Origin of the sequence: Corallibacter sp. (genome assembly GCF_048381695.1) — a bacterium.
GTDB classification, from domain to species: domain Bacteria; phylum Bacteroidota; class Bacteroidia; order Flavobacteriales; family Flavobacteriaceae; genus Corallibacter; species Corallibacter vietnamensis.
The window spans coordinates 68,054-79,982 of sequence record NZ_JBLXHI010000008.1 but is presented as its reverse complement, the minus strand read 5'-3'; the positions used below and the strand labels follow the sequence as shown (position 1 = coordinate 79,982).

9 protein-coding genes are annotated in these 11,929 nt (G+C 33.0%); 4 read left to right on the top strand and 5 right to left on the bottom strand.

Annotated features, from left to right (window positions below; translation table 11 throughout):
* The first annotated feature begins 3 nt into the window (after positions 1-3).
* Positions 4-1,290 carry a glutamate-1-semialdehyde 2,1-aminomutase gene (gene hemL, locus ACN5J3_RS11225; RefSeq protein WP_418509292.1) on the top strand — a complete coding sequence of 429 codons (1,287 nt, stop codon included), beginning with the start codon at positions 4-6 and terminating at the stop codon, positions 1,288-1,290.
* A gap of 59 nt (positions 1,291-1,349) precedes the next feature.
* Here the strand turns inward: hemL and ACN5J3_RS11220 are convergent, their stop codons facing one another.
* From ACN5J3_RS11220 to ACN5J3_RS11200, 5 genes are all read right to left on the bottom strand, one after another.
* Positions 1,350-1,802 carry a hypothetical protein gene (locus ACN5J3_RS11220; RefSeq protein WP_418511805.1) on the bottom strand — a complete coding sequence of 151 codons (453 nt, stop codon included), beginning with the start codon at positions 1,800-1,802 and terminating at the stop codon, positions 1,350-1,352.
* A 156-nt stretch (positions 1,803-1,958) separates the two neighbouring features.
* Positions 1,959-3,212 (bottom strand): fibronectin type III domain-containing protein, encoded by a 1,254-nt coding sequence (locus ACN5J3_RS11215; RefSeq protein WP_418511804.1) that lies wholly within the window; start codon positions 3,210-3,212, stop codon positions 1,959-1,961.
* A 101-nt stretch (positions 3,213-3,313) separates the two neighbouring features.
* On the bottom strand, positions 3,314-5,617 hold the full coding sequence (locus ACN5J3_RS11210) for a TonB-dependent receptor plug domain-containing protein (RefSeq protein WP_418511803.1): 2,304 nt from the start codon (positions 5,615-5,617) through the stop codon (positions 3,314-3,316).
* On the bottom strand, positions 5,610-6,503 hold the full coding sequence (locus tag ACN5J3_RS11205) for a FecR domain-containing protein (protein WP_418511802.1): 894 nt from the start codon (positions 6,501-6,503) through the stop codon (positions 5,610-5,612). Before ACN5J3_RS11205 ends, ACN5J3_RS11210 begins: the two co-directional genes overlap by 8 nt.
* 71 nt (positions 6,504-6,574) lie before the next feature.
* A complete protein-coding gene (locus ACN5J3_RS11200; RefSeq protein WP_418509297.1) occupies positions 6,575-7,090 on the bottom strand; it encodes an RNA polymerase sigma factor in 516 nt (171 codons plus the stop codon).
* Between the two features lie 107 nt (positions 7,091-7,197).
* On the opposite strand from ACN5J3_RS11200, the gene ACN5J3_RS11195 reads away from it, so the two are divergent.
* The 3 genes from ACN5J3_RS11195 (at position 7,198) to ACN5J3_RS11185 (ending at position 11,920) form a co-directional block, all read left to right on the top strand.
* Positions 7,198-9,528, top strand: a complete 2,331-nt coding sequence (locus ACN5J3_RS11195; protein ID WP_418511801.1) for a LamG domain-containing protein — start codon at positions 7,198-7,200, stop codon at positions 9,526-9,528.
* Positions 9,529-9,667: 139 nt separating this feature from the next.
* A complete protein-coding gene (gene ffh / locus ACN5J3_RS11190) occupies positions 9,668-10,996 on the top strand; it encodes a signal recognition particle protein (protein WP_344728436.1) in 1,329 nt (442 codons plus the stop codon).
* A 48-nt stretch (positions 10,997-11,044) separates the two neighbouring features.
* Entirely contained in the window at positions 11,045-11,920 is an 876-nt protein-coding gene (locus tag ACN5J3_RS11185; protein WP_344728438.1) for a bifunctional 5,10-methylenetetrahydrofolate dehydrogenase/5,10-methenyltetrahydrofolate cyclohydrolase, read from the top strand.
* Positions 11,921-11,929: the final 9 nt, after the last annotated feature.

The window sequence follows — 11,929 nt, the reverse complement described above, 5'->3', positions numbered from 1 at the left end:
TACATGCTGTATAAAAGAAGTAGTGCTTTATTTGCAGAGGCAGAAAAGGTCATTCCAGGTGGTGTAAACTCTCCAGTTCGTGCTTTTAAAGCAGTAGGAGGAACTCCTATTTTTGCTAAAAGTGCAAAAGGAGCCTATGTTTATGATGAAGATAACCGTAGATATATAGACTATATAAATTCTTGGGGTCCAATGATTCTTGGCCATGCATTTGAGCCTGTGGTAAATGCGGTTATTGAAAAAACAAAGCTTGGAACCTCCTTTGGAATGCCTACAGAAATAGAGACTAAAATAGCTGAATTAGCTGTTTCTATGGTTCCTAACATAGATAAGATAAGGTTTGTTAATTCTGGTACAGAAGCTTGTATGAGTGCTGTGAGATTAGCTAGAGGATATACTTCAAAAGATAAAATAATTAAATTTTCTGGATGTTATCATGGGCATAGTGATGCATTTTTAATTCAAGCGGGTAGTGGAGCTGTTACATTTGGTAGTCCAAATAGTCCTGGAGTAACATCAGGTACTGCAAAAGATACACTTTTAGCAGTATACAATGATTTGGAAAATGTAAAAGCACTTTTTGAAGCAAACAAAAATGAGATTGCCTGTGTGATTTTAGAGCCAGTAGCAGGAAATATGGGGTGTATTCCTCCTAAAGAAGGCTTTTTAGAAGGGTTAAGAGCACTATGTGATGAACATAATGCACTTTTGGTTTTTGATGAAGTAATGACTGGTTTTAGGCTAGCAAAAGGAGGTGCCCAAGAGTTATTTAATATTAAAGCAGATATTGTTTGTTTTGGTAAAGTTGTTGGTGGCGGATTGCCGGTAGGAGCTTTTGCTTCTCGTAACGAAATAATGAATCACCTAGCACCTTTAGGAGCTGTTTACCAAGCAGGTACTTTAAGTGGAAATCCTCTGGCAATGGCTGCTGGATTGGCAATGCTTTTAGAGTTAAGTACTGATGAAGCTATTTATAAAAGGCTAGAAGAGAAAACGGCTTATTTGCATAAGGGAATAGAGGATGTTTTGGTAAAGCACCATATTGTACATACGATAAATAGAGTAGGCTCAATGATTTCTGTGCATTTTTCAGAAAATAGTGTTCAGGATTTTGATTCAGCTACAAAAGGCAATAATGATACTTTTAAAAAGTTTTTTCATGGCATGTTAGAGCAAGGTGTTTATATAGCACCTAGTGCCTTTGAAACATGGTTTATTTCTGATGCTTTGACTTATGAAGACTTGGATGAAACAATAAAAGCAGTAGAAAAAGTTGCTGTAAATCTTTAAAAAAACAAAAGGGCTTTTGAAATAACTTCAAAAGCCCTTTTTAATTAACAAAAACTAAACTAATTCAATTCTTTTCTGGCCATTTTTCTTTGACCTTTTCTTTTATACATGCTTCGTTTTTCTAAACTTTTTTCCCATTTGCTATATTGTTCTTCGTTTAGAATATCTTTCATTTTTCGTTTTGTAGCTATTTGCTGATCAAGCTTATCGTTTTTATACTTTAGCATAGCTTCTTTAGACGGTCTTTCTGCATTATTTTCTTTCATTTCGCGTCTTTTATCCATGGCTTGTTTGCGTAGTTGGGCGTTTTCTAAATTTATTTTCTGAACATCTTTTTGTTGAGCATCACTTAAATCTAATTCTAAAGTCATTTGTTTAGTTTGTAGTTCAGCAATTTGTTCAGGAGTATATTGTGCCATCTTATCTTGTCTATCTCCGTTTCTGTGTTTTCTGTCTTGAGCCATAGCTTGTACACTTACAAAAGCTAAAGCGATAATTACTAATTTTTTCATATCTGTTTATTTAGGATTATTTGTTATTAGGACTTTATGTGTTACTAAAGGTTTAATTGTAAAATGCTTTTTAACAACATCTTAGTTATAAATGATGAGTAATAAAAAAAAGGCTTTAGTTCTACTAAAGCCTTTGTAATATGGAGTTTTTAAGAATTATAGGGTGTCAACATAATCCTCTATTAATGTGTAGCCTTCAGGATGTAAAATTGTTGTTCCTATCAATGGCATTGAGTAATCTTGAATTAACGATTGTGTTCTTGTTTTTATAGATGGGCCATGCTCTGTAATATTGCTATCTCTAAGGCTTGTTTCGTATCTAAAGTCTAGATTAGATTCTGGGTAGCAGTCGCCGCCAGGTGAATGACAATGTGCGCAATTCACATCAAAATAGGCTCTCGCGCGTTCCTCTAAAGAGTAGCTGGTGTCTTCCCAGTTAGGTAATACAGAAACAGTTGAAGGGTTTGATAGATTAGTTAATAGGTTTTGATCTATCATATTTTGAAGTTGATTACTCATATTCATAGTTCGCAATTTTGGACCAATTGGAGTAGCAACATCATTACTGTTATGGCATTGTAAGCACTGTGTGCTAGTAGGAATTTTGTAATCTAAATTTTGAGTGCTGCCAGAATTGTCAATATAACTGAAAGTGCTGGTGCCTCCATCTCCAGAGCTGTCTAAAGTAGCTTCGGTTTGACTGTCATTCCAAATGTAATTACCAAACTCCCAAGAGCCATTTTTCTTTATTAAAATTCGAGTTTCAATAATCTTTTTTCCTAATGATGCGTCTCGCTCATCATTGTTGTAGTAAAATGTTTTTGATATTAAAGTGTTATCAGGAAAATCAGGTAAACCATCATTTACGTAGGTCATTGAAGTGCTTGGAGGTAAAACAATAAGGCGCTGTTTATGCGCGTAATCTGTAAATAACGGTGTGTTTAGTTCGTATTCAAAAGCATGAACACTAGGTGTTAGGTTTTCTAAATCTCCAGCAAATAAATTGAAATCAGATAGATTTGGTAAAAAATCTGTAGCAACCAAAGGAGCGATTGTTGTGAAGCTTGTAACATCAGAAAAAACACTAACGTTAGTTGGGCTACAAACAGCTTGTATATAAACATCGTAGCTTGTGTTAGATGCTAGGTTTTCAAGTGTTATTGTAGTGTTTGAGTTTGTTATGCTTGTACCATTGCCTTGAGAAAAACCAGAAACACCATATTCTATTGTGTAACTAGCAGATGTGTTTGTGGCTTCCCATGAAATAATTGCACTGTCAGAGGAGATATCACTAACTTGAATATTTTCAGGTGTATTACAAGTTGGAATTGTTATTATACCGCCTTCGTCGTCTTTAGAGCAGGATATGGTTAATAGTAATAAAACAATTGGAAATAGTGTTTTTTTCATAAGATCTAATTATAGCTGAGTGAAAAATAGTAATTTTAATTTGTTAGATGCAAAAAAAATCGATAAAAATCTGATTGTCATATGCTTTTAACGATGCTTTTTTAAAAATGTATTCTTAAACTTACATTTGGTGTTATACCTAAAGAAGTGTTCTCTAGTTTATTTAAACCGCCAGAGGTATTACTTGTGTAATATGTGTTTATGATATTTTTTTTATCTAACAAGTTCCAAACGGATGCGCCTAAAATTGCTTTCTTGTTTTTAAAAATAGTGCAAGTGTAAGTTGCAGAAATATCGGTGCGTAAATAATCATTTAGATTATTACCATTGGGTGATTGATATTGAATTATCGGTTCTTGAGTATTGTGAGATTCATTAGGCGATGTATAAGGTTTTCCAGAATGCCAGTTTACTCCTAAAGCCAGTTTTAAATTATTTATGCTGTAAGATCCAGCAAAAGTTAACTGATGTCTGATGTCGACATTATTAGGGAAACTCTTCTTGTTATTAAGAGTTTTAAAAGTATAATTGTTTTTGCTATAGCTATAACTTAACCAAGTGCTTAAATTGTTGAAGTGCTTGTTTATTAAAAAGTCAATACCGTAGGTTTTGTAGTTGCCTATGGCGTTTATAAATTGAAACTGATTTTGAAACCCTTGACTTCGGGTAGTAATGCCGTCAACCTGTTTTATAAATGCTTCGGTGCTTATTAAAAGCTCATTTTTATTAAAATGAATACCAAGCGAAGCTTGCTTACTTTTTATGATAGGAATGGTGCTATTGTTAGATAAAACCCAACGGCGCTTTTCTATACCTAGAAAATCCTTTTGTAAATCAATGATTTGAGAGGTTGTTTGACTTTTTAATTCCCCTAAAAGTTCTACTTTAAAATTCTTTAAAAATGTTTGATTAAAACGTATTCTTGGTTCAATAAGTAACGTGTTAAATTTTGGAATGTAGTTAGCGCGTGCGCCAATTTTTAAAAGTGTTTGCTCGTTTTTTGATGAAAATTGCCCTTCAATATATCCTGAATGCGTTCTAATAACTTCTTTTATATAACTACTAAATGTTGGGTTATTCACGTCTTCTAAATTGCTAATACCTACTTCAAAAAATTGATAGCCAGATTCTAGTTTTAGACTTTTTGAGATACGGTAATCTGTATGCAGTTTTATGGTGTTTTCAAATACTTCGTTCTCTTGTTTCAGTTGCTGTTCGTTAATTAAATCAACATTATTGGCGTTTAGGTTATAGTGTGAAATGTAGCCTTGAACAGATGTTGTGATTTTGTTGTTCCAGGCTCTGCTATAATGAATGCCTCCTGCAATATTTGCCTGTTTTAAAAAGCTGTTAGAGGCTGATGTTGTTTCGTTTATTATAGCGTGTTCTTTGTAGTTTAGAGAATTCTCTGTAGTTAACCCATAAACTCTAATCTTGTCTTTACTAGATATGTCGTATAAAAATTTGGCTGAAATATCATAAAAGTAAAATGTTTCGTCACTAGCAATACTATTGCTATTAGATAAATCGGAGTCCTGAAAAACACGTTTAAAATATTGATTATAAGTTGGTGTGCTAGCAATGTCTGTAAGAGAACGTCTAGCAGATATTTGAATTTCAGATTTTTTTGAAATAGGTGTTTTTACAAAACCGTCAGCGTTTATTAAATTAACTCCAAAACCATAGTTGGTTTCGTTTTTGACACTATCAGATAGTTGCATATCTATAACGCTTGAAATTCCGTCACCATATTTAGCGCTACTACCATTTTTAGAAACTTGAATATTTTCAGTTAAATAAGGATTGAAGGCAGAGATTAACCCAAAGAAATGTCCGGATTGATACATCTTTATTCCTTCCCAAAGTATTAGATTTTGATCGTGAGTGCCGCCTCTTATGTTTATGTTAGATACGGTTTCATCTACACTTAAAACTCCAGGAAGCGCTTGTATGGTTTGTAGTACGTCAGGTTCAATTAAACCGGGAAGTATTCCGAATTTTTCAGGGTTTATTATAACATCACCTTGTTTTGCAATGGATAATCCAGAGGTTAAATAATTTGTGATAAAAACTTCGTCAAGCTGTTGTAGCGATTCATTGTCTGGTTGTTGTAATGTGTTTTTAATTACAATGAATCTATCGTTTAAAATGTCAAAATTTAATGAAGTGTTTTTTTCTAAAACCGCTAATGATTCTTCAAGAGGTAGTTCTTGATTAGGTACTAAAGAGAATATGTTTTTTATAGTATTGTCAGCATAAGAAAAACTTATGTTGTAGCGAGACTCTAGAGTTTTTAAAATAGAAACAAGCGGTTTCTGTTCTTGTTGAGTGTTTTGAGAAAATCCGCAAAAACTATGCAACAAAAATAGATACGTAAAAAGAAAAAACGCCTTTGCTTTACTCACGTTTTAGCGTAATTGTATCATTGGTTTTACTATAAGATAAATGCATTGGTTGCGTGATAGATTTTAAGGCAATTTCTAAATCGGTATGAGTAAAATTACCTGTAAAAAGAGCATTTACATCTATCTCATTGGTTATTATTTTTACTTGATATTGACGCTCAAATTCTCGAATAACGTTTTTTAAAGGCATGCTTTTAAAAGCACTTTCGTTATTAAGCCATTCAGGAATTTGAGCAGTTTCTTTTTCAGTAGCAATGTAATTCCCATCAAGTATTAAAAAGCGATCACCCGCTTGTAATTTTGTTTGTTTCAATTTATGAGTCACACTAACAGAACCTTCGTAGCAAGTAACTTCAAAATAGTTTTCACGTGCTTTAACATTAAATTGAGTTCCAAGTACGGTTACGGTTCCAGCGCTTGTGATAACGTCAAATTGTGAGCCTTTAGTAACTTTAAAAAAGGCTTCTCCTTCTAGAAAAATATCTCTGTTGTCACTCCAAGAATGCTTGTTGTACTTTACAGAAGAATAGGCGTTTAGTGTGGTTTCAGAATTGTCTGGTAATAGTATTTCTTGTTTTTCAGCAAGGTAAGTATTGTAAGTTTTATCTAATGTTGTTGTATAAAAATATGTGCAAAAACAAATGGCAAGTAATGCAGCTATACGTAATAAAGGCTTTATCCATTGGTTTTTTTGTTTGTGAGTATTTCTGTTTTTTAGAGCTGTTTCTAAAGCTTGATTTGTATTAAATTCAGGAGCTTTAAACTGTTTTAAAGAGTCAGATAAACGTACAAGACTCGTGTAGTCTTCACGCTGTTTAAAAGCCTGAAGTTCTTCTGGAGAAAGCTCGTGATTGAGCCATTTTTTTAATAATTCGTCTTTTTCCATAATCTATCTAACATGTATATAACAGTTAAGGTTTAATATTTCCTACCTTGTTTTTAATTTTTTTTAAAAAATTATAATTCATCAATCTCTTCTCGTAATTTTTTGAGAGCTCCATAAATACGTTTTTCAACAGCTTTTGTTGATATATCTAAAATAGAGGCAATTTCTTTAAATGTTTTTCCTTCAACTCTATTTAATAAAAAAGCAACACGTTGAGCTTCGGTTAAGTTTGATATAGCAGTTTCTAACTTGTTTAAATATTCTTTTTCCTGTAATAAAAATTCAGGAGATTCATTGGTGTGTGTTTTGGGTTTTTCCTGTTGGTGTTTCCAAACAATTTTTTGATGAGCAACTTCATTAAGCATTAAGTTGTTTGCAACTGTAAACAAAAAACTTTTAGCTTTTTGAGGCGGTACTTTTGCACAGTTTTGCCATAGTTTAATAAAAGCTTCCTGTACTTTGTCTTGCGGATTTAATTGTGAGCCATATTTATAAAACAAAAAGTCATGTAAGTTCTTTGCATGCGTTTTAAAGGCTTTAGAAAACAAAGTCTCATTACAAATATTATTGTCTAAATTTTTTGGCATTTTAGCTTTTTAGGAATGTAAATGTAAAAAAAAATGAATACCAAGGTAGGAGTTTTTATCTTTTAGCTGTTTCATTAATAAATCATGTTTAATTAAAATTACCAACTATGAAACCACTTTTTAAATACGCATTCATTATGGCATTTTTTGCACTATTTATGGTGTCTTGTCAAGATGAAGAAGTTCGTATTAATAATCCTTCAACAGATGAAGTTGTAGATTCAAACTCGTCATTAGCAAGTTTAATGCGCTCTACCGTAACTTATGATGGGTCAAGAGATAACATTTTAGATAACTCAAGTTGTATAGGTGTTAATTTACCAGTAACTGTTACTGCAAATGACACAACAATTACTATAGAAACCCTAGATGATTTAGACTTAATTCAAGAAATTTTTGATGCGTTTAATAATGATGAAGATGTTTTAGAATTTCTTTTTCCAATAACAATCACGTTAAGTAATCATACAGAAGTTGTTATTGAAGACGCTGAAGCTTTAGAGACTTTTGTTAATGCCTGTGTTGAAGAACCAAATATAATTGAGTGTGTAGATTTTGTTTACCCAATTGTATTCTCTATTTACAATACAAACTTTCAAATTATAGATACGGTTGAAATAGAAAGTGACCTTGAGATGTATGTGTTTTTAGAAGGTTTAGAAACAGGAAATCAAGGAGCGGTTTTAGCTAGTATAAATTTTCCTATAAGTTTAGTTTATGCAAACGGAAATACGGTTGAAGTATTGAATAATCAAGAACTAGAGGAAGCTATTAATGCAGCAGATGAAGATTGTAATTATATTGAATGTGAAGAAGAAGAGATACATGTTTCTTTAAAGGAGTGTCATTGGACTATTGCAGAGTACACAGCTAATGGTGATTATTTGGGATTTGATTTCTATTTTGATGAAAATAATAATTTGCAAATTATTTATGGTACAGGAGCATTAACAGTAAGTGGTAATTGGGACGTTTCAGAAGTAGATGGACATATCATAGTCGAAATAAGTGAGTTAAGCGATTTTAATGCTTTAGAAGGAAATTGGATTGTGCAAGCTTGTGAAAATGACCGTTTAGTGCTATCTCAAGCGTCTAATTCAAGTGTCGTTGAAATGGTTTTAGAGCAAGACTGTAGTATGCAGCCAAGCCCTTTTAATTGTTTTGAAAACTATGTAATTGAAGCTTGTGAATTAGATACAACAACACCTGTTCAAGATGCCGTATTTAACTTAAACGCAGGAACTGTTGATTTGGTTGATTGTGATGTTGAGTTTACCGCATCATTTTATGTTAGTGTTACAGAAGCCGAAAATCAAACAAACCCTATAACAACTCCAGAGGCTTACCAGTCTGTTTCTACAACAGTTTACTTACGTGTTGATAGTTTAGGTGGAGACTTCCAGATTTATGACGTTCAGTTGCAAGTTCAAGAATGTGTGTCAAATTGTTCAGAGTCTGATATTAATATGTATCTACAGGAATGTGTTTGGAACGTAGTAAGATTTAATAACGATGATCATTTAATATCTTATGATTTTGAATTCACATCAAATACAGATGTTGTTATAACAGGAGCAGGTTTAACTATCAATGCAAATTGGTCTACATCTGTTGTTGCAAACGAAACTGTTTTACAGTTGTATAATGTAGCTGGACCTAACATTCAAGCGGTAAATGATTATTGGTTAATTCAAGAATGTGAGCCAGGACGACTTCAAATGATAAGTGGAAATGACATAACAATGGTTATGGAGCGCATATGTCAAACATGTGATAATCCAGGTTTTTTAACAAACGATTTAGTAATATATATGCCTTTTTCAAATGAAACGGTAAATTTAATGAGCGACACTACTGATATAATTCAAGGCACAGGAGTTTATGTAGAAGATAGAGCTGGAAATGCGTCTTGTGCCACAGCTTTTAATGGTAGTCAATCAGTATCAATACCTGTATCAGTTTCTAACCAAATAGTACAAGGTGATAACTTTTCTGTAAGTCTTTGGTTTAAAATGCAAAATGATAATTTAGGTAACCTAGAAATATTATTTCAAAAAGGCGAAGTAAATTCAGAAGGTTTTCAACTAGCCGTTTATGATGGTAACACGCCGTTGGTGAGTGATACTACAAATGGTTATGGATTATGGGATAATGATTGGAATCAAGAAGTTGATGTTCAGTGGGAGAATACAGATTGGCATCATCTAGTAGTTACAAGAGATTCAAATAATACAATTCGTCTTTATAGAGATGGTCAATTACGTAATACCGAAGAAAACTACAATTTTGATGTAGATTCAGATCCGTTATATAATTACATTTTAGGTCAAGGTTTTACAGGACATCTTGATGACTTAAGAGTTTATAAGCGCACATTAAGTGCAAATGAAGTTGGTGATTTATACCAATTAGAAGCCGACTGCAATACCTGCTTATAATAGCCGATTTCTAGTTTAATTGATAAAAAGAGCTACCATTTTTAAGGTAGCTCTTTTTTAATATGTATTTTATTACATGAAACTTTATAAATAGGTGACAAATCATTAAATTTGCATTTCTTAAAATTCAAAGAATCTTATGTTTAATAATTTAAGTGATAAGTTAGATAAAGCGCTACACGTATTAAAAGGTCATGGTAGTATAACTGAAGTTAACGTTGCTGAAACCCTTAAAGAAGTACGAAGAGCACTTTTAGATGCCGATGTTAATTTTAAAATTGCTAAAGAATTTACAAATAGAGTAAAGGAAAAAGCATTAGGTCAAGACGTATTAACAACGTTACAACCAGGACAGTTAATGGTTAAAATCGTTAAAGACGAATTAACCGAGCTTATGGGTGGAGATGCCGAAGGTATTAACCTTTCAGGAACACCAAGCGTTATATTAATGTCAGGTTTACAGGGTTCAGGTAAAACAACTTTCTCTGGAAAACTTGCCAATTATTTAAAAAACAAAAAAACAAAAAAACCTTTATTAGTAGCCTGTGACGTGTATCGTCCTGCAGCAGTAGATCAGTTGCATGTAGTAGGTGAACAAATAAATGTTGAGGTATATAGTGATAAAGGTAACCAAGATCCTGTAGCTATCGCACAAGCTGGTATTGCTCATGCAAAAGCTAATGGACACAATGTGGTTATTATAGATACTGCTGGTCGTTTAGCTGTAGATGAAGCGATGATGACCGAAATATCAAACATTCACAAAGCCATTCAGCCACAAGAAACATTATTTGTCGTAGATTCTATGACAGGTCAAGATGCTGTTAACACAGCAAAAGCCTTTAATGATGTTTTAAATTTTGATGGTGTAATTCTTACCAAGTTAGATGGTGATACTCGTGGTGGAGCAGCAATTTCAATTAAGTCTGTAGTAAATAAACCAATTAAATTTATTGGTACAGGTGAGAAAATGGAAGCGATTGATGTGTTCTATCCTTCTCGTATGGCAGATCGTATTCTAGGAATGGGAGACGTTGTGTCACTTGTAGAAAGAGCTCAAGAGCAGTATGATGAAGAGGAAGCAAGAAAACTTCAAAAGAAAATTGCAAAAAACCAATTTGGATTTGATGATTTCTTAAAGCAAATTCAACAAATCAAGAAAATGGGTAACATGAAAGACCTTATCGGAATGATTCCTGGAGCAGGAAAAATGATGAAAGGTATTGATATAGATGATGACGCTTTTAAAGGTATTGAAGCTATTATTCACTCTATGACTCCCAAAGAGCGTGCTAACCCGGCAATTATAAACGCCAGTAGAAAAAAACGTATAGGTAAAGGTTCAGGAACTTCTGTTCAGGAAGTGAATCAACTGCTTAAGCAATTTGATCAAATGAGTAAGATGATGAAAATGATGCAAGGCGGCGGCGGAAAACGTATGATGCAAGCTATGAAAAACATGAGGTAACTCATGTTTTTTTATTTCAAATAATAATTCAACATAACTAACAACAACATGACAATTTTAGACGGAAAAAAAATCAGTAATGACATTAAAGATGAGATTGCTGAAGAAGTGAAAAAAATGAAAGACAAAGGCGAAAAAGTACCGCATTTAGCAGCAGTTATTGTTGGTAATGATGGCGCTAGTTTAACTTATGTCGCGAGTAAAGTTAGAGCTTGTGAGCGTGTTGGGTTTGAGTCTACAATGGTTAGAATGTCAAATACCACAAGTGAAATTGAATTGTTAGACAAAATAGAAGAATTAAATGAAAATCCTGAAATAGATGGGTTTATTATTCAGTTGCCATTACCTAAACAAATAGATACTCAAAAGGTATTACTAGCTGTAAACCCAGATAAAGATGTTGATGGTTTTCATCCTATGAATTTTGGTAGAATGGCTTTAGATATGAGTACTTTTATTCCCGCAACCCCATTTGGTATTCTAGAGCTTTTAGATAGATATGGAGTTGATACAAAAGGAAAGCATACTGTGGTAATAGGTCGTAGTCATATAGTTGGTAGGCCAATGAGTATTTTAATGGGGCGTAAAGGTTTTCCAGGTAACTCAACCGTAACATTAACTCACAGTCATACAAAAAACATAACTCAAATAACCTCTCAAGCAGATATTATTATATCGGCACTTGGTGTGCCTAATTTCTTAAAAGCAGAAATGGTAAAAGATGATGCAGTTATTATTGATGTAGGTATTACTAGAGTTCCTGATGATAGTACCGAAAAAGGTTATAGAATTACAGGTGATGTTGATTTTGAAAATGTTAGTAAAAAAGCAAGTTTTATTACACCTGTTCCTGGCGGCGTTGGGCCAATGACTATAGCAATGTTGCTTAAAAACACATTGTTGGCAAGAGAACGTCATATGTAATAAAATATT